General features: G+C 68.4%; 21 protein-coding genes. 11 read left to right on the top strand and 10 right to left on the bottom strand.

Features of this window, described 5'->3' with window-relative positions:
- The 4 genes from folP to serA form a co-directional block, all read left to right on the top strand.
- Positions 1–561: dihydropteroate synthase (gene folP, locus ACTOWL_RS27825; protein WP_441324535.1), on the top strand; the 561-nt coding region annotated here is incomplete at its 5' end.
- Complete coding sequence (gene glmM, locus ACTOWL_RS27830) at positions 562–1,920, top strand: phosphoglucosamine mutase (RefSeq protein ID WP_441324536.1); 1,359 nt, start codon at positions 562–564, stop codon at positions 1,918–1,920. It begins immediately after the preceding gene.
- Positions 1,921–2,135: 215 nt separating this feature from the next.
- On the top strand, positions 2,136–3,320 hold the full coding sequence (locus ACTOWL_RS27835; protein ID WP_441324537.1) for a phosphoserine transaminase: 1,185 nt from the start codon (positions 2,136–2,138) through the stop codon (positions 3,318–3,320).
- Between the two features lie 126 nt (positions 3,321–3,446).
- Positions 3,447–5,024, top strand: a complete 1,578-nt coding sequence (serA, locus tag ACTOWL_RS27840) for a phosphoglycerate dehydrogenase (protein WP_441324538.1) — start codon at positions 3,447–3,449, stop codon at positions 5,022–5,024.
- 197 nt (positions 5,025–5,221) lie between these two features.
- Here serA and ACTOWL_RS27845 read toward each other — a convergent pair whose 3' ends face one another.
- From ACTOWL_RS27845 to ACTOWL_RS27880, 8 genes are all read right to left on the bottom strand, one after another.
- The gene (locus ACTOWL_RS27845) at positions 5,222–6,163 is read right to left on the bottom strand and encodes an ABC transporter substrate-binding protein (RefSeq protein WP_441324539.1); all 942 of its coding nucleotides are present in this window, start codon (positions 6,161–6,163) and stop codon (positions 5,222–5,224) included.
- A gap of 100 nt (positions 6,164–6,263) precedes the next feature.
- Positions 6,264–7,271, bottom strand: coding sequence for an ABC transporter permease (locus ACTOWL_RS27850; RefSeq protein ID WP_441324540.1), 1,008 nt, complete (start codon positions 7,269–7,271; stop codon positions 6,264–6,266).
- Positions 7,268–8,821, bottom strand: coding sequence for a sugar ABC transporter ATP-binding protein (locus tag ACTOWL_RS27855; protein ID WP_441324541.1), 1,554 nt, complete (start codon positions 8,819–8,821; stop codon positions 7,268–7,270). The genes ACTOWL_RS27850 and ACTOWL_RS27855 overlap by 4 nt, the downstream gene beginning before the upstream one ends.
- The gene (locus ACTOWL_RS27860; protein WP_441324542.1) at positions 8,818–9,843 is read right to left on the bottom strand and encodes a LacI family DNA-binding transcriptional regulator; all 1,026 of its coding nucleotides are present in this window, start codon (positions 9,841–9,843) and stop codon (positions 8,818–8,820) included. Before ACTOWL_RS27860 ends, ACTOWL_RS27855 begins: the two co-directional genes overlap by 4 nt.
- A 265-nt stretch (positions 9,844–10,108) precedes the next feature.
- Positions 10,109–10,525, bottom strand: coding sequence for a DUF427 domain-containing protein (locus tag ACTOWL_RS27865; RefSeq protein WP_441324543.1), 417 nt, complete (start codon positions 10,523–10,525; stop codon positions 10,109–10,111).
- A gap of 57 nt (positions 10,526–10,582) precedes the next feature.
- On the bottom strand, positions 10,583–11,392 hold the full coding sequence (locus ACTOWL_RS27870) for an alpha/beta fold hydrolase (RefSeq protein ID WP_441324544.1): 810 nt from the start codon (positions 11,390–11,392) through the stop codon (positions 10,583–10,585).
- Between the two features lie 98 nt (positions 11,393–11,490).
- Positions 11,491–13,125, bottom strand: a complete 1,635-nt coding sequence (locus tag ACTOWL_RS27875) for a flavin-containing monooxygenase (RefSeq protein WP_441324545.1) — start codon at positions 13,123–13,125, stop codon at positions 11,491–11,493.
- Between the two features lie 151 nt (positions 13,126–13,276).
- Positions 13,277–14,023 carry an SDR family NAD(P)-dependent oxidoreductase gene (locus ACTOWL_RS27880; RefSeq protein ID WP_441324546.1) on the bottom strand — a complete coding sequence of 249 codons (747 nt, stop codon included), beginning with the start codon at positions 14,021–14,023 and terminating at the stop codon, positions 13,277–13,279.
- Between the two features lie 170 nt (positions 14,024–14,193).
- Here ACTOWL_RS27880 and ACTOWL_RS27885 point away from each other — a divergent pair, with 170 nt between their 5' ends.
- Entirely contained in the window at positions 14,194–15,159 is a 966-nt protein-coding gene (locus ACTOWL_RS27885) for a LysR family transcriptional regulator (RefSeq protein WP_441324547.1), read from the top strand.
- Positions 15,160–15,169: 10 nt separating this feature from the next.
- On the opposite strand, the gene ACTOWL_RS27890 is transcribed toward ACTOWL_RS27885, so the two are convergent.
- Complete coding sequence (locus ACTOWL_RS27890) at positions 15,170–15,847, bottom strand: TetR/AcrR family transcriptional regulator (RefSeq protein ID WP_441324548.1); 678 nt, start codon at positions 15,845–15,847, stop codon at positions 15,170–15,172.
- Positions 15,848–15,967: 120 nt separating this feature from the next.
- Here ACTOWL_RS27890 and ACTOWL_RS27895 point away from each other — a divergent pair, with 120 nt between their 5' ends.
- Complete coding sequence (locus ACTOWL_RS27895) at positions 15,968–17,104, top strand: HlyD family secretion protein (RefSeq protein ID WP_441324549.1); 1,137 nt, start codon at positions 15,968–15,970, stop codon at positions 17,102–17,104.
- Positions 17,105–17,138: 34 nt separating this feature from the next.
- Positions 17,139–18,719: an MDR family MFS transporter gene (locus ACTOWL_RS27900; protein WP_441324550.1), complete on the top strand. Its 1,581-nt coding sequence runs from the start codon at positions 17,139–17,141 to the stop codon at positions 18,717–18,719.
- Positions 18,720–18,767: 48 nt separating this feature from the next.
- On the opposite strand, the gene ACTOWL_RS27905 is transcribed toward ACTOWL_RS27900, so the two are convergent.
- Positions 18,768–19,628 carry a DUF2189 domain-containing protein gene (locus tag ACTOWL_RS27905; protein ID WP_441324551.1) on the bottom strand — a complete coding sequence of 287 codons (861 nt, stop codon included), beginning with the start codon at positions 19,626–19,628 and terminating at the stop codon, positions 18,768–18,770.
- A 256-nt stretch (positions 19,629–19,884) separates the two neighbouring features.
- Here ACTOWL_RS27905 and ACTOWL_RS27910 point away from each other — a divergent pair, with 256 nt between their 5' ends.
- The 4 genes from ACTOWL_RS27910 (at position 19,885) to ACTOWL_RS27925 (ending at position 24,042) form a co-directional block, all read left to right on the top strand.
- Positions 19,885–20,274: a c-type cytochrome gene (locus tag ACTOWL_RS27910; RefSeq protein WP_441324552.1), complete on the top strand. Its 390-nt coding sequence runs from the start codon at positions 19,885–19,887 to the stop codon at positions 20,272–20,274.
- Between the two features lie 347 nt (positions 20,275–20,621).
- Positions 20,622–21,452 (top strand): cytochrome c oxidase subunit II, encoded by an 831-nt coding sequence (locus ACTOWL_RS27915; RefSeq protein ID WP_441324553.1) that lies wholly within the window; start codon positions 20,622–20,624, stop codon positions 21,450–21,452.
- A gap of 99 nt (positions 21,453–21,551) precedes the next feature.
- The gene (gene ctaD / locus ACTOWL_RS27920) at positions 21,552–23,315 is read left to right on the top strand and encodes a cytochrome c oxidase subunit I (protein WP_441324554.1); all 1,764 of its coding nucleotides are present in this window, start codon (positions 21,552–21,554) and stop codon (positions 23,313–23,315) included.
- Positions 23,316–23,325: 10 nt separating this feature from the next.
- Positions 23,326–24,042, top strand: coding sequence for a cytochrome c oxidase subunit 3 (locus tag ACTOWL_RS27925; RefSeq protein WP_441324555.1), 717 nt, complete (start codon positions 23,326–23,328; stop codon positions 24,040–24,042).
- The last annotated feature ends 9 nt before the right edge of the window (positions 24,043–24,051 follow it).

Below are 24,051 nucleotides of genomic sequence, written 5' to 3' on the forward strand. Positions count from 1 at the left end.
GGTCAGGCCGTGGTGATGCAGGCGGCGCTGGCCGCCGGCGCCCGCATCGTCAACGACGTCACCGGCCTGACCGGCGACCCCGCCAGCCTGGGCGTGGTCGCCCGCGCCGGCTGCCCGGTGGTGCTGATGCACATCCAGGGCGAGCCGCGGACGATGCAGCACAGCCCGGTCTATGACGACGTCCTGCTCGACGTGTTCGACTGGCTGGAGCAGCGGGTAGGAGCCTGTGCCGCCGCCGGCATTCCATCAGACCGCATCGCGGTCGACCCCGGCATCGGCTTCGGCAAGAAGTCGCTGAGCCACAACCTGCCGCTGCTGCGCGGCCTGTCGCTGCTGCACGGACTCGGCTGCGCCGTGCTGCTCGGCGTGTCGCGCAAGCGCTTCATCGGCAGCCTGTCCGGCGCCGCGGACCCGAAGGCGCGGGGGCCGGGGTCGATCGCGGCGGGGCTGTACGGAATCGCCCAGGGGGTGCAAATCTTACGGGTGCATGACGTCGCGGAGACGCGGCAGGCGCTGGCCGTGTGGTCGGCGCTGCAGGCAGGGACAGAGGGTGGGGATTAGATGACGCGCAAGCTGTTCGGGACCGACGGCATCCGCGGTCGCGCGAATGTCGAACCGATGACGGCTGAGACGGCGCTGAGGGTGGCGACGGCCGCTGCGGCGCAGTTCCGCCGTGGCGACCATCGCCACCTGGTGGTGATCGGCAAGGACACGCGCCTGTCCGGCTATCTGCTGGAGCCGGCGCTGACCGCGGGCTTCATCGGCGCCGGCATGGACGTCACCCTGGTGGGCCCGATCCCGACCCCGGCCATCGCCATGCTGACCCGGTCGCTGCGCGCCGATCTCGGGGTGATGATCTCGGCCTCGCACAATCCGTACGAGGACAACGGCATCAAGCTGTTCGGGCCGGACGGCTACAAGCTGTCGGACGAGGTCGAGCGCGAGATCGAGGACCGCATCGCCCAGCCGACCGGCGACCAACTGGCAGCGCCGGCCCGGCTCGGCCGCGCCCGGCGGCTGGACGACGCCTCCGGCCGCTACATCGAATACGCCAAGAACACCTTCCCCAAGGGGCTGCGCCTCGACGGGCTCAAGGTGGTGGTCGACTGCGCCAACGGTGCCGCCTACAAGGTCGCCCCCGCGGTGCTGTGGGAGCTGGGGGCGGAGGTGATCAAGATCGGCGTGTCGCCGGACGGCCTCAACATCAACAAGGGCTGCGGCGCCACCGCGACCGACGCGATGCAGCAGGCGGTGGTGGTCCATGGCGCCCATCTCGGCCTGTCGCTGGACGGCGACGCCGACCGGCTGATCATGGCCGACGAGACCGGCCGCCAGATCGACGGCGACCAGCTGATGGCGATGATCGCGCGCGACTGGTTCTCCGGCGGCCGCCTGGCCCAGCCGGCGGTGGCGGCCACCGTGATGTCCAATCTGGGCATGGAGCGGTTCCTGGACGGACTCGGCATCAGCCTGATTCGCACCGCCGTCGGCGACCGCTATGTGGTCGAGATCATGCGCGAGCGTGGCCTGAACCTGGGCGGCGAGCAGTCCGGCCATATCGTCATGAGCGACCATGCCACCACGGGCGACGGGCTGATCGCGGCGCTGCAGGTGCTGGCGGTGATCCAGCAATCCGGCCGGCCGTCGAGCGAGGTGTTCCGGGTGTTCGAGCCGATGCCGCAGCGGCTGCGCAGCGTCCGCTTCACGCCGGTGCCGGGCGCGCCGTCGCCGCTGGAGCAGGCGCCGGTCAAGCAGGCGATCGCCGCGGCCGAGGCCAAGCTGGGCAAGGACGGCCGCCTGCTGATCCGCAAATCGGGCACCGAGCCGGTGATCCGGGTGATGGCCGAGGGCGAGGATGCGGTGCTGATCGAGAGCCTGGTCGGCGAGATCTGCGCCACGATCGAGACCGCGGCGGCCTGATCGTCATCCAATTCCTTGTCATTGCCGGGCTTGACCCGGCAATCCAGGGGCCACCCAGAACTGCTCTGGAAGCCCCTGGATCCTCGGGTCAAGCCCGAGGATGACAGTGAAAATAGAGCGGGCTCCAAATACCGATTGACGGAACCGGGGCGATCTCTATCCTCCGCGGCGGGCCACGTCCCCCCACCGGGACGCTGCTATCTGGAAGGATAGACATGACTGCGAGTGCGCTCGCCCCCCTGCCCGGACTCCGTCCGCGCAATCCCAATTTCTCCTCCGGTCCCTGTGCCAAGCGTCCCGGCTGGTCGCTCGAGGCGCTGCAGAATGCCGCCCTCGGCCGGTCGCATCGCGCCGGCATCGGCAAGGCCAAGCTGGCCGACGTGATCGAGCGGTCGAAGCGCGTGCTGCGCATGCCCGCCGACTGGCGCCTGGCCATCGTGCCGGGGTCGGACACCGGCGCCGTCGAGATGGCGCTGTGGACCCTGCTCGGCGCCCGCGGCGTCGACCTCCTGGCCTGGGAAAGCTTCGGCGAAGGCTGGGTCACCGATGTCGTCAAGCAGTTGAAGCTGCCGGATGTCCGCACCCTTGCGGCCGACTATGGCGCGCTGCCGGACCTGGCGCGGGTCGATTTCGACCGCGACGTGGTGCTGACCTGGAACGGCACCACCTCCGGCGTGCGCCTGGCCAATGGCGACGCCATCCCGGCGAACCGCCAGGGCCTGGTGATCTGCGACGCCACCTCGGCCGCCTTCGCCATGGACCTGCCCTGGGACAAGCTCGACGTCGTCACCTGGTCCTGGCAGAAGGTGCTGGGCGGGGAGGGCGCGCACGGCATGCTGGCCCTGTCGCCCCGCGCCGTGGAGCGGCTGGAGTCCCACACCCCGGCCTGGCCGCTGCCGAAGGTGTTCCGCCTGACCTCCAAGGGCAAGCTGGCCGAAGGCCCGTTCAAGGGCGAGACCATCAACACCCCGTCGATGCTGTGCGTCGAGGACGCGATCGACGGCCTCGCCTGGGCCGAGGAGATCGGCGGCCTGGATAAGCTGATCGAGCGGTCGGAGAATAATCTCGCCGCCGTCGCCGCCTGGGTCGCGCGCACCCCCTGGGTCGACTTCCTGGCGGCGGATCCGGCGATCCGCTCCTGCACCTCGATCTGCCTGAAGATCGTCGACCCGGCGGTCACGGCGCTGGACGAGGAGGCGCAGGCCGCGGTGCCGAAGAAGATCGCCTCGCTGCTGGAAAAGGAAGGCGTCGCCTTCGACATCAACGGCTATCGCGACGCGCCCCCGGGCCTGCGGATCTGGGGCGGCGCCACGATCGACACCGCCGATCTCGAGGCGCTGCTGCCCTGGCTCGACTGGGCGTTCGACCGCGCCCGGGCCGAGCTGAAGCTGGCCGCCTGACCTCTCGTTCTTCCCATTGAAACCCGTCATCCCCGCGAAAGCGGGGATCTCTTCCGGACGGAGCCGTCCGACGCCATCGAGATTCCCGCTTTCGCGGGAATGACGGAAGAATTCTGGAGCACACCGATGCCCAAGGTTCTCATTTCCGACGCCCTGTCCCCGGCCGCCGTCGCCATCTTCCGCGACCGCGGCGTCGAGGTCGACGTCAGGACCGACCTCAAGCCCGAGGAGCTGAAGGCGATCATCGGCCAGTATGACGGCCTCGCCATCCGCTCGGCCACCAAGGTGACCAAGGAGGTGCTGGCCGCCGCGACCAACCTGAAGGTCGTCGGCCGCGCCGGCATCGGCGTCGACAATGTCGACGTCCCGGCCGCCACCCAGCGCGGCGTGGTGGTGATGAACACGCCCTTCGGCAACTCCATCACCACCGCCGAGCACGCCATCGCCATGATGTTCGCGCTGGCCCGGCAGTTGCCGGACGCCAACGCCTCGACCCATGCCGGCAAGTGGGAGAAGTCCCGCTTCATGGGCGTCGAGCTCTACGGCAAGACGCTGGGCCTGATCGGCTGCGGCAACATCGGCTCGATCGTCGCCGACCGCGGCGTCGGCCTGAAGATGAAGGTCATCGCCTACGACCCGTTCCTGTCGCCGGAGCGGGCGCTGGACCTGGGCGTGGAGAAGGTCGAGCTCGACGGGCTGTTCCACCGCGCCGATTTCCTGACCCTGCACACGCCGCTGACCGACCAGACCCGCAACATCATCGACGCGGCGGCGATCGCGAAGATGAAGCCGGGCGTGCGCATCATCAACTGCGCCCGCGGCGGGCTGATCGTCGAGGACGACTTGCTGGCGGCGCTGAAATCCGGCCATGTCGCCGGCGCCGCGCTGGACGTCTTCGCGGTCGAGCCGGCGAAGGAGAGCGCCTTCTTCGGCCTGCCGAACGTGGTCTGCACCCCGCATCTCGGCGCCGCCACCAGCGAGGCGCAGGAGAATGTGGCGCTGCAGGTGGCCGAGCAGATCTCGGACTTCCTGCTGTCCGGCGCCGTGACCAACGCGCTGAACATGCCGTCGGTGACGGCGGAGGAGGCGCCGAAGCTGAAGCCGTATCTGGCGCTGGTCGAGCAGCTCGGCAGCTTCGCCGGCCAGATCACCGAGACCCGGCTGAAGGCGGTCAACATCACCTATGAGGGCGATGTCTCCCAGCTCAACACCCGGCCGATCACCAGCGTCATCCTGGCCGGGCTGCTGCGGCCGCTGCTCGACAGCGTCAACATGGTGTCGGCGCCGGTGGTGGCGCGCGAATACGACATCGACGTCAGCGAGACCAAGCGCGAGACCTGCGAGGACTACCACACGCTGGTGCGGCTGACGGTGACGACCGAGCGCCAGACCCGCAGCATCGCCGGCTCGCTCTTCGCCGGCACCAAGCCGCGGATCGTCGAGCTCGAGGGCATCTCGCTCGAGGCCGAGGTGGCGCGCAACATGCTGTTCGTGCGCAACGAGGACAAGCCGGGCCTCATCGGCCGCCTCGGCACGGTGCTGGGCGACGCCGGCATCAACATCGCCAACTTCAACCTCGGCCGCCGGCCGGAGGGCGGCAGCGCGCTGGCCCTGGTCTCGGTCGACAGCCCGGTGCCGGAGGAGATCGTCAAGACCGTGCTGGGCCTGCCCAGCGTGGTCCAGGCCAAGGCGCTGAACTTCTGAGGAAGCGCGGTCGGCTCGGCCCCCGGAATGAGAAAGACCCAGCCCGTGAGGGCTGGGTCTTTCTCATTACCGTCATTGCCGGGCTTGACCCGGCAATCCAGAGGATATCGACAGCTTCTGGATGCCCGGGTCAAGCCCGGGCATGACAGTGTAGGGGATGGCGGGGACCCATTCCGGCCCCTCCCACCAATGCCGGATCAGAACGGCGAGTCCGGGTAGTAGAACTCCTTGGCGTTCTCCTTGGTCACCAGCGTGGCGTCCAGGATGTAGCGGCCGCGCACCGGTACGTGGTCGTAGAGGTTGGCGGCGGTCAGGTCCATCGCCACCGCGATCATGGCCGGCGGGTACAGCACGTCGACCGGGATCATCTTGTCGCCGTCCATCACCTTCTTGACCATGTCCTTCATGCCGGCGCCGCCGACCACGAACTTGATGTCGGTGCGCTTGGCCTGCTGGATCGCCTCCAGCACGCCCACGGCCATGTCGTCGTCCTGGCACCAGACCGCGTCGATCTTCGGGAACTTGGCCAGGTAGTCCTGCATCACCTTGAAGGCGTCGTCGCGGCTCCAGTTGCCGAACTGCTTGTCCAGCACCTTGATGCCGCTGCCGGCGATCGCCTCGTCGAAGCCCTTGATCCGCTCCTCGTCGATCACGATCGGCAGGCCGCGGATGACCACGACGTCGCCGGTGCCCAGCGTGTCCTTGATGTACTTGCCGGCGACGCGGCCGAGCTCCGGGTTGTTGCCGGCGACGTAGAGGTCCTGGATCGACTGGTCGCTCAGCGCCCGGTCGACCACGGTGACGAAGACGCCCTTCGCCTTCACCTGGCGGATCGGGTCGGTCAGCTCGTCGGAGTTGTGCGGCAGGGCCACCAGCGCGTCGATGCCCTGGGTGGTCAGGTCTTCCAGCGCATTGGCCTGCGAGGCGCCGTCCGGCGAGGTCTTGACGATCACCTTCAGCCCCGGATAGCGGGCCTCCAGCGCCTTCGCCTGCTGCTGCGCGTGGTAGACGACGCCGCCGGTCCAGCCATGGTCGGCGGCCGGGATCGACACGGCGATGGTCTTGCTCTCCTGCGCCTGGGCGGCGCCGAAGGCCGCCAGCAGGGCCACGGCGGCCAGGCCGATCATCTTGAAACGCATCAAATTCCTCCCCACAAATCGAGCCTGTTGCGGACGGGCGGCTCTGCCCCGCTTTACCCGCCGCGCGCGGAGCGCGCTCGGCGTTTGGATAGGGAGCCGGTCACCCGGCTCCCGGCCGGCGCAGCAGCGACCGCTGCACCAGCATGGCGATGATGATGATGGCGCCCTGCACCGCGCCGATCAGGTACTCGCTGACCAGGTTGGACAGGGCCATGATGTTGCCGACGACCTCGAGGATCAGGGCGCCGCAGATCGTGCCCCAGATCCGGCCGATGCCGCCGCGCAGCGCGGTGCCGCCGACCACCACGGCGGTGATCGCCTGCAGCTCCCACAGCAGGCCGGTGGTCGAGGTGGCGGAGCCCAGTCGCGGCACATAGACCAGCACGGCCACGGCGACGCAGACGCCCTGGATCACATAGGTCAGAGTGCGGATGCGGTCGACGGCGATGCCGGAATAGCGGGCGACCTCCTCGTTCGACCCGACGGCGCGGACATGGCGGCCGAAGGCGGTGCGGTACAGCACGAAGGCGCCGAGCGCGCCGACCGCCAGGATCACCAGGATCGGCACCGGCACGCCGAACACGGTGCCGAAATAGACCGGCCGGTACAGCGCCCGCAGGTCCGGCGCCTTCATCGCGATCGACCCGCCCTCGGCCAGCCAGATCAGCAGGCCGCGGTAGATGCCCATGGTGCCGAGGGTGACGATGAAGGGCTCGATCCGCCCGACCGTGGTGATCAGCCCGTTGCCCAGGCCGCACAGCGCCCCCAGCACGATGGCGACGGCCATGGCCAGCGCGATCAGGCTGGTGCCGTCGCCCAGCGGCGCCGCGTTCATCAAGAGGATCATGGCGCCCGCGACGAAGCCGGACATCGACCCGACCGACAAATCGAGGCCGCCCGCGGTGATGACGAAGGTGGCGCCGACCGCGATGATGGCGATGAAGGCGCTGCGCGTGGCCACATTCAGCAGGTTGTCGGCACTGAGGAAGTTCGGGTTCAGCAGGGCGCCGACGACGATCAGCACGGCCAGGGCCGCGAAGGGCGCCGCGGCGCGGATGTCGAATTTGAAGCCCCGTCCGGCGGGTGTCGTGGTGGTGCTGGTGCTCATGCGGTCCCCGTCGGCGCTTCCGCCGGTGCCATGGTCTTCACGCCGGTGGCGTAGGTCACGATCTCATCCTCGGTCATCGCCTCGCCGGTGACCTCGCCGACGATGCGGCCGGACCGCATCACCAGGATGCGGTGGCACAGGCCGATCAGCTCCTGCATCTCCGAGGAGATCACGATCACCGACTTGCCCTGGGCCGCCAGCTCGGCGACGAAGCGGTAGATCTGCTGCTTGGTGCCGATGTCGATGCCGCGCGTGGGCTCGTCGATCACCACGATCTCCGGCTCCAGCAGCATCATCTTGCCCAGCAGCAGCTTCTGCTGGTTGCCGCCGGACAACTGCCCGGCCAGCAGGTCCTTGCGGCGTGTGCGCACGTCGAAGGCGGCGATGGCGCGGTCCAGCTCCTGCCACTCCTTCGCCGTGTCGATCACCGGCCCGCGGGTGAAGCGCTTCAGCGCCGCCAGGGTCAGGTTGATGCGCAAATCCTGGGCCAGCAGCAGGCCTTTGCCCTTGCGGTCCTCGCTGAGATAGACGATGCCGGCCGCCATGCTGTCGCGCACCGTGGCGAAGCGCACCGGCCTGCCGTCGCGGCGGACCTCGCCCTGGGCCGTGCGCAGTCCCAGGATGCCCTCCAGCAGCTCGGTCCGGCCGGCGCCGACCAGCCCGGCGAAGCCCAGGATCTCGCCGCGCCGCAGGGTGAAGGACACGTCCTGGGCATAGCGCGGCACGGTCATGCCCTTGGCCTCCAGCACCGGGTCGCCGGCCGGGGCGTCGGTGCGCGGCGGGTAGAGATTGGCCATGTCGCGGCCGACCATCATGCGGGCCATGTCGAGCGGCTGCAGCTCCGCCGCAGGCCGGGTGCCGACCAGCCGGCCGTCGCGCAGCACCGTCACCCGGTCGGCGATCACCTTCACCTCCGGCAGCCGGTGCGAGACGTAGAGCACCCCGACGCCCTTGGCGCGGATGTCGTGGATGACCTTGAGCAGCGCGTCGGTCTCGTGCGAGGTCAGCGACGCCGTCGGCTCGTCGAAGATCACCACGCTGTGCGGCACCAGCAGCGCGCGGGCGATCTGCACCAGCTGACGCTGGGCGATCGACAGCTGGGCCACCACGACGGCCGGGTCGATCTCCGCCCCCAGCGACCGCACCGCCTCGGCCGCGCGGGCGTTCATGGCGCGGTCGTCGACCCTGAATCCGCCGGGCAGGCCGCGCCGCAGCTCGCGCCCCAGGAACAGGTTCTCGGCCACGGTCAGGTGCGGTGCCAGCAGGATCTCCTGATGCACCAGCACGATGCCATGCCGCTCCGCATCCACCGGGCCGGCGAAGCGGATCGGCGCGCCGTTCATCTCGATGGTGCCGGCGGTCGGCTCCAGATGCCCGGCCAGGATCTTCATCAGCGTCGACTTGCCGGCGCCGTTCTCGCCGATCACGGCATGGACCTCGCCCGGCTGCAGCTCGAAGCCGACCTCCTGCAGCACGGCCACGGTGCCGAAGGTCTTGCCGAGGCCCTGGACGGACAGCACCGGGCCGGGAGCGGGGGAGGGCGCGGTCATGGCATGTTGTCCCGGATGAAGATGTCGATCCGGATCCGCTCCTGGTCCGGCACGATCGGCACGCCCTCGCGCAGCGCCAGCAGCACCCGGATGCTGCTGCGCGCCATGTGGCCCGGGTCCTGGTTGATGACGGCGTCGATGGTGCCGCGGATCAGGTGGCGGCGGGTGAACTCGGTCAGCTCGTGGCCGATGAAGACGATGTCGCGGGCGCGGCCGGTCGCCTCCAGCGCCGCGACCACGCCCTGCTGGCCGCCGCCGACATTGTACAGGCCGACCAGGTCGGGGTTCTCGTCCAAGAGGGTGCGGGCGGCCACCTCGACCCGGGCGGCGTCGTCGCGCGCCTCGCGCAGCGGCAAGACTTCCAGCTGCGGGTATTCGCGGGCGATGATCTGCTCGAAGCCGAACTGCCGCTCGATATGGTCGCGCAGCTGCAGCGAGCCGGCGATCAGCCCGACCTTGCCGCGGCGCGGCCCCAGGAAGCGGCCCATCAGGCTGGCGGCGGTGCGGCCGGCGGCATGGTTGTCGAGGCCGACATAATGGCGCCGCCTGGTGCCGGGCAGGTCGGAGACCAGGGTGACCGCGGTGGTGCCGCGGGCGGCCAGGGTCTTCAGGGCCTCGACTACGGCCGGGTGGTCCAGCGCCACCACGGCGACACCGTCGAGCTCCGCCGGCAGCGCCTCCAGCGCCTCGGCCAGGGCCTCGCCGTCGAACACGTCGACCAGCAGCACGTCGATCGCCACCCGCTCGGCCTCGTAGCGGCGGGCGAGGGTGCGGAACTCGCGTTCCAGCGAATGCATGAAGTCGTTGCTGCCGACCGGCAGCACCACGGTGAAACGGAAATCGCGCGCCCGCGACAGGCGCGAGGCCAGCCGGTCCGGCTCGTATTGCAGCCGTTCGACCGCCGCCTTCACGCGGTCGACCATGCGCGCATGGGTGCCGGCACGTCCATTCAGCACGCGATCGACGGTCGCGACGCTGACGCCGGCTTCCCGCGCGACGTCTTGCAGCGTCGTCCTGGCCACGGAAGCCCCTCCCTGATTGAAGGGATATCATCAAAATTTGATGAAGGGAAATCAAACTGGACGAGCCTCGACAAACACCCTCGCGCGGAAGCGCAAGCGCCAGGGCGCACCCCCGGGGCGGCAGGTCCTCGTCGGACCGCCCATCCAAATCACGATCGGCGAGGCTATAGCCGGCAGCGCTTCGGCATGGTTCCGTCAGATGGGCTGAGCGGTTGGTGCCCAAAAGCAATGCGATCAGGCACAGGGCCTTCCGAAGCCCGGCTGGCTACTCGAAGCGGGGCTGGCCGCTCGGCCGCTCCTCGATCGCATCGACGCGGTCGGGATAGAACGCGACGTGGTCCTTGATCGCGGCGACCGCCGCGTAGGGTTTCTCGTAGGTCCAGACGGCATTGATCGAGCGCTCGCCGCCGGCCGGAATGCCGTAATAGGCGCAGTCGCCCTTGTAGGGGCACCAGGTGGCGTACTCGGTCCGCTCGAGCAACGTCATGTCGACGTCCTTGCGCGGGACGTACGGCACGGCCGGGTAGCCCGCCTCCCGCAGCGTCAGCGCTTCCCGGGTGTCGGCGACCACACGTCCTGCGACCGTGACGACGACACGATGCGCATTGCGCTCGATCGTGATGGGATGATCCGGCCCCGGGACCTTGACGGTCCTTGCCTTCCGCTCGGCATGGTCTGGCATGGCTTCGGTCCTTCGATGCGGGCGCCTGGCCCGGCGCGGGGGCAGGCCTGCCGGGCGTCAGGCGTCCAGGAACAACGAGACGTGCCGCACGAACAGCTCGGGATACTGGTACGGCGCCCCGTGATTGGAGTCGGGGTAGAGGATGAGCTGCGCGTTCGCGAGGTTCTGCTGCAGGATGAACGAGTTGACCGTGTAGATGATGCGGTCCCTGTTGCCGTTCACGACGAGCGTCGGCTGCCTGATCGTCTTCAGATAGTCGTACGATCCGTCGCGCTGGACGCCCCATCTGGCGATCGCCTCGATCTGCCGCTGGCCGACCGTCTCGTTCACCTCGGGATCGCGGTCCACCTGACGAAGATGCTTGCGCTTCAGGAACTCCCGCCCGGCCGCCTGGGCTTTCTCGGACGGACCGAAATGAACCGCGAGCCATAGGTGCTCCGGCGGGTCGTAGGTGGCGCCGAAGATCCGCTGCGCTTCCGGTGTCTGGGTTCCCATCCCTTCGCCGCCGCGCGGGCCGGTGCCGACCAGGATCAGCTTGCGGACGAGCCCGGGCGCCTGCAGCGTGATCTCCTGGGCGACGAAGCCGCCGAGCGAGATGCCGAGCACATCGACCCGGGGCAGGCCCAGCGCCTTGATGAAGGCAACCGCATTCGCCCCCATCTCCTCGAATGTGGTCGGGACCTCGCCCGAACTCGAGGAGACGCCCGCGTTGTTGAACAGGATCACCTCGCGGTCGCGGGCCAGGCCGTCCGTCACGGCCGGGTCCCAGTAATCCATGGTGCCGATGTAGTGCTGGTTGAAGACGATCGGCACGCCGTCCGATCTGCCGAAGCGCCGGTAGGCGAACCGGATGCCGGCCGCGTCCACGAACTGCGTCGGTGCGGTCTGGTGACTGTGCTGGGTCATCGAAAGTCCCTCTGACGGCGGCGTTCAAGCCGGCATGCGAAGCGGTGGTCAGGCGAAACTCAGCTGATCGCGAATCCCTCGTAGCCTCGTTCGGCGCTTTCCCTGCATTTCGCCATGTAGGCCGGCAGACCGCCGGCAAAGGCCAGCATCTCGCGCCGCTTGCCGGGGATGTTCGCGCCGAGATACCAGGAGTCGGCCCGTGGGAGCAGAGTGGCGTCCGCGAGCGCGAGCACCTGCGCTCGCCACGCTTCCTCCGCGGGCACCGTTGCCTCGACCCGCGTGCGATTACGCTGGCGAAGGTGATTCAGCAGCCCGGCGATCCAGTCTCCCTGAAGCTCCGCGCAGGTCGGCCCGTTGCAGAAGGCGTTCGGACTCTGCGGGCCGTAGACGAAAAGGAGATTGGGGAAGCCCGCCGTCGCCATTCCGAGATGGGCGCGAACACCCTTCGCCCACTTTTCCTTCAGCGTCTCGCCCTGCGTGCCGTGGATGTCGATGCTGGTCAGCCCGCCGGTCACGGCGTCGAAGCCGGTCGCCAGGACAAGAATGTCCAGGTCATGCTCGCCGGCCGCTGTCCTGATCCCGCGGCGCGTCACCGTTTCGATCGGGGCGGCGCGGAGGTCGACAAGACTCACATTGGGCTGATTGAAGATCTCGTAGAAATTCTGCTCGAGCGACGGCCGCTTGACGCCGTAGGGATGAAGCGGCTCCGTCGGCGCGAGCATCTCGGCGACGGCAGGGTCATCGATCCGCGCCCGGGTCTTGTCGCGCCAGAACTGATAGGCGGCGCGGTTGACGTCCTCATTCACCAGGACGTCGTTGAACGTGCCGACCCATGGCGCAAAGCCACCCGTCTCCCACAGGCGCTCGAAGGTCGCCTGCCGCTCAAGATCGGGCACCTCGGACCCGGACGTCGTGAGGAAATCGATGTCGGATCCCGCGAAGGTCTTTGTGCGCCGGTCATAGATCTCCGGATACCCCTCCTTCATGCGGCGGATCGTGTCCTCGTCGAGCTTCGCCTGCCGCATCGGCAGCGCCATGTTGGGCGTGCGCTGGAAGACCGTGAGGTGAGCCGCCACGCCGGCGGCTTCCTGAGCCACCTGCACGCCGCTTGCCCCGGTGCCGATGACCCCGACCCGCTTGCCGGCCATATCGAGACCCTGCTGCGGCCAAAGCGCGGTGTGGTGGCGCTCCCCGGCGAAATCGCTCAGGCCCGGCAGGTCCGGCACGTAGGGCTTCGAACCCAGGCCGGTGCAGAGCACGAAATAGCGGGCCGTCGCGACCGAGCCATCGCCTGAACGGACGATCCAGCGATCACGCGCCGGGTCGAACTCAGCCTCGGTCACGCGCCGGTTGAAGCGGATATCCCGGCTGAGACCGAGCTTCTCGTCGACGTAGCGGAAATACGCGCGGATTTCCTGCCACGACGGATAGAGCTCGCCGAACTGCCACGTCCGCCACAGGTCGTCGCGCGAATACTGATAGATCGGGCCGGAGGAATCGACCCGGGCCCCAGGATAGCAGTTCCAATACCAGACGCCGCCAAGGCCGCCCCCGGCCTCGAACACTTGAACGGCCATGCCCATGCTGCGCAGACGGTCGAGGAGGTAGAGGCCGGCAAATCCCGCGCCGACCACGATGACGTCGAGATCCTCGATCTCACCATTGTCCGTCCGCTTCGCCTCAATCGTGCTCATAGGGTCCAATTCCTTCGAAGAGTCGCGCGACTGCCACCTCGACCCGACATGCGGACCGGTCGAGGGCGGGCGGCGCGAACGCTGTGGGAAAGGGCCTCGGGGAGACTGCCCCTTCACCGGGCGCGGAGCAAACCTCGATGCCGGGACAGGATCAGTTGGCGGTGCGACCGCCGTCGACGTTGAGGATGTGGCCGGTGACGAATGAAGCGTCGTCCGACGCGATGAAGACGATCGCGTTGGCGATCTCCTCCGAGAGGCCGAGGCGACCCATCGGAACACCCGTCACCAGAGCCGCCTTGTTCTCCGGCGTACCGGTAAAGCGGGTCAGCATGCCGGTGTCCGTCGGACCAGGCGCCACGCCGTTCACCCGGATGCCCGACCCGGCGATCTCGAGCGCCACCGACTTGGTGATGCCCTCGACCGCGTGCTTGCTGCCGACATAGACGGAGGCCCCGGCCGCCCCCTCATGCCCGTAGGTCGAGGAGATGTTGATGATGCTGCCGCTGCCCTGGTCCCGCATGACGCGCACCTCGTGCTTCATGCTCAGGATCACGCCGAGGACATTCGTGTCGAACGTCGCGGCATAGCTTTCCGTGGTCTGGTCCGTGATCGGGCCGACCTGGCCTTCGGTGCCGGCATTGTTCACCGCGACGTCGAGACGGCCAAACCGGGCGACGGTCTTGTCGACCATGGCACGGACGTCATCCTCCTTGCGGACGTCGGCGTTGATGAATTCGGCTTCCGAGCCGAACGAGCGAAGCTCCTGTACGAGTGCCTTGCCGGCCTCGTCACGCCGACCGGCGACGACCACCTTGGCACCGGTCCTGGCGAAGGCGACGGCGGCGGCGCGACCGATGCCGGTCAAGGCGCCGGTGATCAAGACGACTGGGTTGCTCACTGCATCCTCGCAATTGTCTGCCCTGCCGGCAGAGCATGGTGTCGGATCCTTTGGCCGCGGCGCAGAGACCGGGACCAGGTGCTTTCGTTAAAGCCATGTGGCCTCCCCTGGCATCCGCGAAAAAGACTTTGTAAGCTGGGAGGGCATGCTTCGGAGATATGGAAGGACCGATGGAGCTACGGCACCTCCGCTATTTCATCGCGGTCGCCGAGGAGGGCAGCCTGACGCTCGCGGCCGGGAAAAGGCTGCACACGGCGCAGCCTTCCCTCAGCCGTCAGATCCGCGATCTCGAGCACGAGGTTGGCGTCCAGCTGATGAGCCGCAGCGTGCGAGGCATCGACTTGACCGCCGCCGGCAAGGCCTTTCTCGACCATGCCCGGCTGGCGCTGGCGCAGGTCGATGCCGCGGCGGACGCGGCACGCAAGGCCGCACAGCCCATCAGAAAGACGTTGGCCATCGGCTTCCAGACCGGTCACGAAATGAACTGGCTGCCGCGGGCCATGCATGTGCTGCGCGACGAGTTGACGAACATTCAGGTCACGATCTCGAGCGACTATTCGCCGGATTTGGCCGAGGCGCTCGTCCGCGGCCGGCTCGACGTGGCCTTCCTGCGCGCCGAGCCGGCCTTCGACCTGTGCTACCGGGTGGTGGACCACGAGCCGCTGATCGTCCTGATGCCGGCCGACCACCGCCTTGCCAGCCGCGATGCGGTTCACCCGCGGGAACTCGTCGGCGAGATCTTCATCGGCGGCTCGAACAAAGCCACGGTGCTGCGCGCCGTGACCGAGGACTATCTGCGCCGCTCCGGGCTCGACATCAAACTGGACTATGGGGTGGACAACCTGGCGATGGCCATGTCGCTGGTCGCGTCCACCGGCGGGCTGTCGCTCATGCCCGCCTATGCGAGGAATCTGCTGCCGCGGTCCGTGGTCAGTCGCCCGCTGGAAGGTGAGGCGCCAACGATCGACCTGGTTGTCGGCTACAACAAGGCGAACGCATCGCCGACCTTGAAGCTGTTCCTCTCAAGAGTGGACGCGCTGATCGATCGCGCCTCCGGGACGTCAGGTGACCCTGTTGGTGAAGGCGGGGGCTGGTCGAACGATCGATACGCCCGGCAAACGGATCACCTCCCATAGCGGCGTCGGATCAGCGCTGCACCAGACACCCGTGCAGAAAAATCTCCACCGCCTCGTCGACCCGCTGGTCGTTCTCCGCCGCCGTCGGCAGCGGGGCGACGCCGAGCGTGGCGGCGCGCAGCGGCTCGGCGACCGTCATCGAGACCAGCATCCGGGCCATCGCCAGGGCGTCGCCGAAGCGCAGAACGCCGTGCCGGCGCTGCGTCTCCAGCCAGGCCGCCAGCGCCTCGGCGTTGCGCACCGGGCCGGCCTGGTAGAAGGCCTGCGCCATCTCCGGGAAGCGCATCGACTCGGCATAGACCAGCCGGTTCAGCGCCACCGTCTCCTCCGACAGCACCAGCCGCGCCAGCTCCTGCAGGAACTGGTGCAAGGCCCGCGCCATGCCCTCCGCATCCGGCCCGGCATCGTGTCCGATCGGCGACCGCAGCGCCTCCGACCGCGCGTCGATCACCGCCTCCAGCAGATGCTCCTTGGTGTCGACGAAGCGGTAGATCGTCTTCTTCGACACGCCGGCCGCCTGCGCCACCGCCTCCATGCTGGTGGCGCCGAAACCCTGCGCCAGGAAGATCCGGGTCGCCGCCTCCAGGATCAGGCGCATCGTCTCCTCGTCGCTGCGCAGCGGCGGCCGCCCGCGTGGCCGTTTCGGCGTTTCCTGCATGTCTGGCCCCTCGGTCGCGCGGTTGCGCATTCCACCTCCATCTCCCATCTTTGGATGGAAACCGTCAAGTTTCCTAAATCGCCACGACGATCCAGCCGCCATCGGAGACGGCCGGCGCCCCGGTGGTTTCCGCTTTGGAGGGCACATGTCATGACGCATCAGGTTCAGCCGGCCCAGCTCCGCACCACCCCGGCCCCGGAGGCCAGCGAGACCGCGGCCGCGGCCGCACCGGCGCCGCGCCGCCGCCTCGGGCGCAAACTCCTGCTGCTGCCGCTCGGGATCGTCGTCCTGGCCGGCGCCGCCTGGTATGGCTGGAACTGGTGGACCGTGGGCCGGTTCCAGGAATCGACCGACGACGCCTATGTCCAGGCCGATTCGACCACCATCGCGCCGAAGGTCCCCGGCTACATCGGCGAGGTCCTGGTCCAGGACAACCAGTCGGTGACGGCGGGGCAGCCGCTGGCCCGGATCGACGACCGCGACTATGCCGTGGCGCTGGACCAGGCCAAGGCCAACGTCCTGTCCGCCCAGGCCGACATCGCCGATGCCGACGCCGCGATCCAGCAGCAGGCGGCGGCGATCGATCAGGCCCGCGCCACCGTCGGGGTCGACCAGGCGGCGCTGACCTACGCCCAGCAGCAGTTCGACCGATACACCGCCCTGGCGCGGACCGGCAACGGCAGCGTGCAGAATGCGCAGCAGATGACCGCCAATGTCCAGTCGGCGACGGCGACGCTGCAGCGCGACCAGGCGGCGGTGACCGCGTCGGAGAAGCAGCTCGACGTGCTGCGCGCCCAGTTGGAGAAGGCGAAGGCCGCGCTCGCGGGCGACCAGGCGGCGCAGCGCCAGGCCGAGCTGAACCTCGGCTACACCACCATCGCCGCGCCGATGGCCGGCACGGTCGGCAACCGCACCCTGCGGGTCGGCCAGTACGTCCAGGCCGGCACCCAGCTGATGGCCGTGGTGCCGCTGGCCGAGACCTATGTCGTCGCCAACTTCAAGGAGACGCAGCTGACCGACGTGCATCCGGGCCAGCCGGTCGACATCGCGGTCGACATGTTCCCGGACGCCGACATCCACGGCCATGTCGACAGCCTGTCGCCGGCCAGCGGCCAGGAATTCGCCCTGCTGCCGCCGGACAACGCCACCGGCAACTTCACCAAGATCGTCCAGCGCATCCCGGTGAAGATCGTGCTGCAGCGCGACGACCCGCTGGCGGGCGAGCTGCGGCCCGGCATGTCGGTGATCGCCACGATCGATACGAAGCAGGACGCCGCCGCGCACTGAGCGCGGCGGATCCCCGGCCCGGAGGGCCATAGCGATGTCGTCCGCAACCACCACCGCCGGCGCCGGCCCAACCGACCGCGCCAGCCTGACCACCTGGATCTCGGTGTTCTCCGGCCTGCTCGGCGCCTTCATGGCGGTGCTGAACATCCAGATCACCAACGCCTCGCTGCCGCAGATCGAAGGCGGCATCGGCACCGGCGTCGACAACGGAGCCTGGATCTCGACCTCCTACCTGATCGGCGAGATCATCGTCATCCCGCTGACCGCCTATCTCAGCCAGGTCTTCGGGTTCCGCCGCTTCCTGCTGGTCAACACCACGCTGTTCCTGGTGTTCTCGGTGGCCTGCGCCTTCGCCGCCAATCTCGGCGAGATGATCCTGCTGCGCGGCATCCAGGGCTTCACCGGCGGCGTGCTGATCCCGATGGCCTTCACCCTGGTGATGACCAGGCTGCCGTTGTCGCAGCGGCCGATGGGCATGGCGCTGTTCGCCATCACCGCCACCTTCGCGCCGGCGATCGGCCCCACCATCGGCGGCTGGCTGACCGACAATTACGGCTGGGAATACATCTTCTACATCAACCTGGTGCCGGGCGCCGTCATGCTGGCCGGGCTGGCCGCGACGTTGGAGCGCGAGCCGATGCGCCTCTCACTCCTCAAGGAGGGCGACTGGTTCGGCATCGCCGCCATGGCGATCGGCCTGGCGTCGCTGCAGACGGTGCTGGAGGAGGGCAACAAGGACGACTGGTTCGGCTCGCCCTTCATCGTCCGGCTGACCGTGATCGCCGTCGTCTTCCTGGCGCTGTTCCTGTGGATCGAGCTGCGGGTGGCGAAGCCGGCGGTCGACCTGCGGCTGCTGCTGCGCCGCAACTTCGGCTTCGGCACGCTGGCGAACGTCTTCCTCGGCTTCGCGCTCTACGGCGCCGCCTATCTGCTGCCGCAGTACATGGCCCAGGTGCAGGGCTACGACTCGGAGCAGATCGGCCTGGTGGTGGCCTGGACCGGGCTGCCGCAGCTCCTGATCATCCCGATGGTGCCGATGCTGATGGGGCGGATGGACGCCCGCTGGCTGGTGGCCGGGGGGCTGCTGATCTTTGCCGCCAGCTGCTTCATGAACACCCACATGTCGCTGGTCTACGGCAGCGACCAGCTGTTCGCGCCCAACATCGTCCGCGCCATCGGCCAGGCGGTGGTGATGGCGCCGCTGTCGGCCATCGCCATGGCCGGCATCGCCCGGCACGAATCGGCCGCGGCCTCGGGCCTGTTCAACATGCTGCGCAACCTGGGCGGCGCCTTCGGCACCGCGCTCCTGGGCACCATCGTGACCAAGCGCGAGCAGTACCACTCGAACATCATCGGCCAGTCGGTGTCGCTGTTCCAGGAGGCGACGCGGACCCGGATCGACCAACTGACCCAGTATTTCATGGCCAGCGGCGTGTCCGACCCGGCCACCGCCAAGCACCAGGCGATCATCGCCATCGGGCAGACGGTGCGGGCGCAGTCGCTGGTGATGGGCTTCAGCGACACCTTCGCCGTGCTCGGCGTGATCCTGCTGGCCTCCGCCGCCTGCGTCTTCATCATGCGCAAGGGCGCGGCCTCGGGCGGTGGCGGGCACTGAGCCGCGCGTCGGGTCCGCCTCAGGCGCGAACCCGACCCACGGATCGGGCTAGTTCACCATCCTGCGGTACAGGTGCCAGGTGGCGTGGCCGAGCACCGGCATGACCACGATCAGCCCGACGAACAGCGGCAGCGAGCCGACCACCAGCCCGGCGACGACGATCAGGCCCCAGGCCGCCATCGGGATCGGGTTGGCGGCCACGGCCCGGACCGAGGTCCAGATCGCGGTGTCGGCGCCGACGTCGCGGTCGAGCAGCAGCGGGAACGACACCACGCCGATCGCCATCGCCGCCACGGCGAAGACCAGGCCGACGCCGCAGCCGACCACGATCAGGGTCCAGCCCGCGGTGGTGCCGAACACCTCGTTCAGGAACAGGCCGAGCGAGGCCGGCTCGTCCGGGCCGAGCGTGGCGTTGTAGATGACGTTGGCCAGCACCATCCACAGCACGAAGATCGCCGCCAGGATGGCGCCGACCGTGAGGATGACGCCGAATCGGGGCGTGCGCAGCACGCCGAAGGCGGCGCCCCAGCTGGACGGTTCGCCCAGCTCCCGCCGCCGGCTCATCTCATACAGCCCGATCGCGGCGAAGGGCCCGATCAGGGCGAAGCCCGAGGCCAGCGGGAACAGCAGCGGGATCATGTCCTGCCCGACCATGGCCCGCGCCAGCACCAGCCCGACCACCGGATAGATCAGGCACAGATACAGCACGTCGGTGCGGTAATGGCCGAAATCCTCGAAGCCCTTGACCAGGGCGTCGCGCAGATCCCGCAGCCCGATGCGGTGCACCGCCGGCGCCAGGCTGTTGGGATTCTCTTCGGCATGGAACACGGTCTGGCTGCCGGTGCGCAGCGCGTGGCTGCCGAATTTGAGCTGGTCCGCTCCCCACTCGAGGGGGTTTCGGATGGTCATGTCCCTTCCTCCCGAACTTCTGTTCGAGGGGGTTCGCGTCGACCGTGGCAGTGCGGCCGGGATGGCCGCCGGTCACGCCGTCGCGACCCGCCATGGACCAAAGTATAACCCGGCTGCGACATTCCGTCCCCTGTCATTCTCGGCCGGTGCGAAGCAGCCGAAACGGCCCGAATCGCGCGGCCCTTGAAGCCGGCGGCGGAAAGCCGGAGTATCGGGCGTCGGCAACGTCCGATCCAGCCAGCCAGGAGGAAGCGTGATGATGCGTTCGACCCTGATCGGTGCCCTCGCTTTGATGGCTCTGACCGCCGCGGCCCGGGCCGATGGCGACCCGGCCGCCGGCGAGAAGGTGTTCACGCAGTGCAAGGCCTGCCATCAGCTCGGCGAGACGGCCAAAAATGCCGTCGGGCCGGAGCTGAACGGCCTGTTCGGCCGCCATTCCGGCTCGGTCGCGGGCTACAACTATTCCGACGCCAACAAGAACTCCGGCATCACCTGGGACGAGACGGTGTTCCGCGAGTACATCAAGGCCCCGCGCACCAAGATCCCGGGCACGAAGATGGCCTTCATCGGCCTGAAGGACGACCAGAAGATCACCGATCTGATCGCCTTCCTTAAGCAGTACGCCGCCGACGGCAAGAAAAACTGAGTCGGCGGCCGCGGCCGCCGACATCGGTTGACAATCAAGCGGGCTGACCCGCATCATCTTTTTACAGGCCAAGGCCGGACAAGTCTGATGCTGCAGGGGTCGTCTTCGCGTCGGCCATGACGCGGGACGGCCGGGCCAGACGAAGAAGCCGGCCGGCCTCGACAAGTGTGAAGGCCGCCATCCATGACGATGTGGCCCAAGTCAGGGGGAGACCGCCGCCGCGCCGGCCCGAGGGGCCGGGGTGCAGGATACCCCCGCGCTGTGCCGCCGCATCCGCTTTCCGTCTCAAGTCGACTCAGTCCCGGCCTTCTCGTCTCAGCAGCAGCTCAAGACGGGGGTGACTGGAGATGAAGACTGCGCTCGTCCTGGTTCTGGTCGCCGTCGGCTCGGTGGTGTTCCACCTGCTGAGCCCGTGGTGGTGGACCCCGATCGCCTCGAACTGGCACTACATCGACGGCACGATCGAGATCACCTTCTGGATCACCGGCGTGGTGTTCACCGCGATCGTGCTGTTCACCGCCTATTGCGTCTGGCGCTTCCGCCACCGCGAGGGCAACGTCGCCGACTACAAGCCCGAGAACAAGCGGCTGGAGGGCTGGCTGACCATCGCCACCGCGGTCGGCGTGGCGGCGATGCTGGCGCCGGGGCTGGTGGTCTGGGCCCAGTTCGTCACCGTCCCGGCCGACGCCACCGAGGTCGAGGTCGTGGGCCAGCAATGGCAATGGACCTACCGGCTGCCCGGCAAGGACGGCAAGCTCGGCACCGCCTCGACCCAGGCGATCACGCCGGAGAACCCGCTCGGCGTCCATGCCGACGACCCGGCCGGCCAGGACGACGTGCTGATCCAGGGCGGCGAGCTGCATCTGCCGATCGACAAGCCGGTGAAGGTCCTGCTGCGCGCGGTCGACGTTCTGCACGATTTCTACGTGCCGCAGTTCCGGGCGAAGATGGACATGATCCCGGGCTCGGTGACCTATTACTGGTTCACGCCGACCCGCACCGGCACCTTCGAGGCGCTGTGCGCCGAGCTGTGCGGCACCGGCCATCCCTACATGCGCGGCATCGTCATCGTCGACAATCAGGCCGATTACGACGCTTGGCTGGCGCAGCAGGCGACCTTCACCCAGGTCTCGGCGCTGCCCGGGCCGACCGACCGCGAGGTGGCCGCCGCGAAGTAGTTCCGGCCCCGGGAAGGGGAGGGGCCGCGAGGAGGGAACACATTCGGCCGGGACGATCCCCGTCGATCCCGGCCGCGAAGGAAGCAGGAGGACACGCCCATGGTGGACGTCATCCGCGAGCCTGTCGAACCGGTCCCGCCGCTCGAGGTGCCGGATGTCGACCTGTACCATCCGAAGAGCTGGCTCACGACCTGGGTGTTCTCGCAGGACGCCAAGATCATCGCCGTGCAGTATGCCGGCACGGCGCTGGCGATCGGCTTCGTCGCCCTGGTGCTGTCCTGGATGATGCGGCTGCAGCTGGCCTTCCCGGACGACTTCGCCTTCATCGACGCCACCGGCTATTACCAGTTCATCACCATGCACGGGATGATCATGGTGATCTACCTGCTGACGGCGCTGTTCCTGGGCGGCTTCGGCAACTACCTGATCCCGCTGATGCTGGGCGCGCGGGACATGGTGTTCCCCTATGTCAACATGCTCAGCTACTGGATCTACCTGCTGGCGGTGCTGGTGCTGGTGGCCAGCTTCTTCGCCCCCGGCGGGCCGACCGGGGCCGGCTGGACCCTGTACCCGCCGCAGGCGATCCTGTCCGGCACGCCGGGCGGGCGCGAATGGGGCATCCTCTTGATGCTCGGCTCGCTGATCCTGTTCATCATCGGCTTCACCATGGGCGGGCTGAACTACGTCGTCACCGTGCTGCAGGGCCGCGCGCGGGGGATGACGCTGATGCGGATGCCGCTGACGGTGTGGGGCATCTTCACCGCCACGGTCATGGCCCTCCTGGCCTTCCCGGCCCTGTTCGTCGCCTGCGTGATGATGCTGATCGACCGGCTGCTCGGCACCAGCTTCTTCATGCCGGCCCTGGTCGAGATGGGCGAGCAGCTGAAATACGGCGGCGGCAGCCCGATCCTGTTCCAGCACCTGTTCTGGTTCTTCGGCCATCCCGAGGTCTACATCGTCGCCCTGCCGGCCTTCGGCATCGTCTCCGACCTGATCAGCACCCACGCCCGCAAGAACATCTTCGGCTACCGCATGATGGTGTGGGCGATCGTCGGCATCGGCGCGCTGAGCTTCATCGTCTGGGCGCACCACATGTATGTCAGCGGCATGAACCCGTATTTCGGGTTCTTCTTCGCCACCACGACGCTGATCATCGCCATCCCGACGGCGATCAAGGTCTACAACTGGGTGCTGACCCTGTGGCGTGGCGACATCCATCTGAACCCGCCGATGCTGTTCGCCATCGCCTTCATCGTCACCTTCGTCAATGGCGGGCTCACCGGGCTGTTCCTCGGCAATGTCGTGGTCGACGTGCCGCTGTCCGACACCATGTTCGTGGTCGCCCATTTCCACATGGTGATGGGGGTGGCGCCGATCTTCGTGGTGTTCGGCGCGATCTACCACTGGTACCCGAAGATCACCGGGCGGATGCTGGACGACACCATGGGCAAGATCCATTTCTGGGTCAGCTTCATCGGCGCCTACGCGATCTTCTTCCCGATGCATTATCTCGGGCTGATCGGCGTGCCGCGGCGCTATTTCGAGCTTGGCGAGACCGCCTTCATCCCGCCCTCGGCCCATGACCTGAACGTCTTCATCACCGCCGCGGCGCTGACCGTCGGCGCGGCCCAGCTGCTGTTCCTGTTCAACCTGATCTGGAGCGTGCGGCACGGCCGCGACGCCGGCGGCAACCCGTGGCGGGCGACGACGCTGGAATGGCAGACGCCGACCACCCCGCCGCCGCACGGCAACTGGGGCCGCGAGCTGCCGGTGGTTTATCGCTGGGCCTATGACTACAGCGTCCCGGGCGCTGCGCAGGACTTCCTGCCGCAGAACCAGCCCGGCGCCGTGCACCACGGCTGAGGGCGCGGCGATGGTCATCGTCACCCTGTTCATGCTGGTGGTCGGCGGCCTCGCCCTGCTGTGGCTGGCCCGCCAGGGGCTGATGACCAAGCCGTGGCTGGAGGAGAGCACGGTCGGCGACGTGCCGGCCACCGGCGCCTCGCTGCGGCCGACGGCGCTGATCGGGCTGGGCGTGTTCCTGGTGGTCGCCGGCGCGCTGTTCGCCCTGCTGGTCAGCGCCTATTCCATGCGCATGGAGATGCCGGACTGGCGGGCGCTGCCGGTGCCGCTGCTGCTGTGGATCAACACCGCCGCCCTCGCCGCCGCCAGCGTCGGGCTGCAATGCGCCCACAGCGCGGCCCGGCGCGGCGACCTGGCCGACACCCGCACCGGCCTCCTGGCCGGCGGCGCGGCGTCGCTGGTGTTCGTGGTCGGGCAGCTGCTGGCCTGGCAGCAGTTGCACATGCTGGGCTATTTCCTGGCCAGCAACCCGGCCAATTCCTTCTTCTACCTGATCACCGCGGTGCATGGCGTGCATGTGCTGGGCGGCCTGGTGGCCCTGGGCCGCACCGGCGCCCGGGCCTGGCACGGCCCCCTGGCCGACATCGACTCCGACAGGCTGCGCCTGAGCGTCCAGCTGTGCACGCTGTACTGGCATTTCCTGCTGCTGGTCTGGCTGATCCTGCTCGCCCTGCTGACCGGCTGGGCGGACCGTTTCGCCGAGATGTGCAGCCAGTTGCTGAGCTAGGGGAGGTCC

The organism is Inquilinus sp. CA228 (assembly GCF_052078665.1).
Taxonomy (GTDB): domain Bacteria; phylum Pseudomonadota; class Alphaproteobacteria; order DSM-16000; family Inquilinaceae; genus Inquilinus.

Coding starts and splice junctions, on each gene's coding strand:
- serA (WP_441324538.1), top strand. CDS start 3,447: ATGCCCAAGGTTCTCATTTCCGACGCCCTGTCCCCGGCCGCCGTCGCC.
- ACTOWL_RS27900 (WP_441324550.1), top strand. CDS start 17,139: ATGTCGTCCGCAACCACCACCGCCGGCGCCGGCCCAACCGACCGCGCC.
- ACTOWL_RS27855 (WP_441324541.1), bottom strand. CDS start 8,821: ATGACCGCGCCCTCCCCCGCTCCCGGCCCGGTGCTGTCCGTCCAGGGC.
- ACTOWL_RS27845 (WP_441324539.1), bottom strand. CDS start 6,163: ATGCGTTTCAAGATGATCGGCCTGGCCGCCGTGGCCCTGCTGGCGGCC.
- ACTOWL_RS27885 (WP_441324547.1), top strand. CDS start 14,194: ATGGAGCTACGGCACCTCCGCTATTTCATCGCGGTCGCCGAGGAGGGC.
- ACTOWL_RS27905 (WP_441324551.1), bottom strand. CDS start 19,628: ATGACCATCCGAAACCCCCTCGAGTGGGGAGCGGACCAGCTCAAATTC.
- ACTOWL_RS27925 (WP_441324555.1), top strand. CDS start 23,326: ATGGTCATCGTCACCCTGTTCATGCTGGTGGTCGGCGGCCTCGCCCTG.
- ACTOWL_RS27865 (WP_441324543.1), bottom strand. CDS start 10,525: ATGCCAGACCATGCCGAGCGGAAGGCAAGGACCGTCAAGGTCCCGGGG.
- ACTOWL_RS27890 (WP_441324548.1), bottom strand. CDS start 15,847: ATGCGCAACCGCGCGACCGAGGGGCCAGACATGCAGGAAACGCCGAAA.
- glmM (WP_441324536.1), top strand. CDS start 562: ATGACGCGCAAGCTGTTCGGGACCGACGGCATCCGCGGTCGCGCGAAT.
- ACTOWL_RS27910 (WP_441324552.1), top strand. CDS start 19,885: ATGATGCGTTCGACCCTGATCGGTGCCCTCGCTTTGATGGCTCTGACC.
- ACTOWL_RS27895 (WP_441324549.1), top strand. CDS start 15,968: ATGACGCATCAGGTTCAGCCGGCCCAGCTCCGCACCACCCCGGCCCCG.
- ctaD (WP_441324554.1), top strand. CDS start 21,552: ATGGTGGACGTCATCCGCGAGCCTGTCGAACCGGTCCCGCCGCTCGAG.
- ACTOWL_RS27875 (WP_441324545.1), bottom strand. CDS start 13,125: ATGAGCACGATTGAGGCGAAGCGGACGGACAATGGTGAGATCGAGGAT.
- ACTOWL_RS27835 (WP_441324537.1), top strand. CDS start 2,136: ATGACTGCGAGTGCGCTCGCCCCCCTGCCCGGACTCCGTCCGCGCAAT.
- ACTOWL_RS27850 (WP_441324540.1), bottom strand. CDS start 7,271: ATGAGCACCAGCACCACCACGACACCCGCCGGACGGGGCTTCAAATTC.
- ACTOWL_RS27915 (WP_441324553.1), top strand. CDS start 20,622: ATGAAGACTGCGCTCGTCCTGGTTCTGGTCGCCGTCGGCTCGGTGGTG.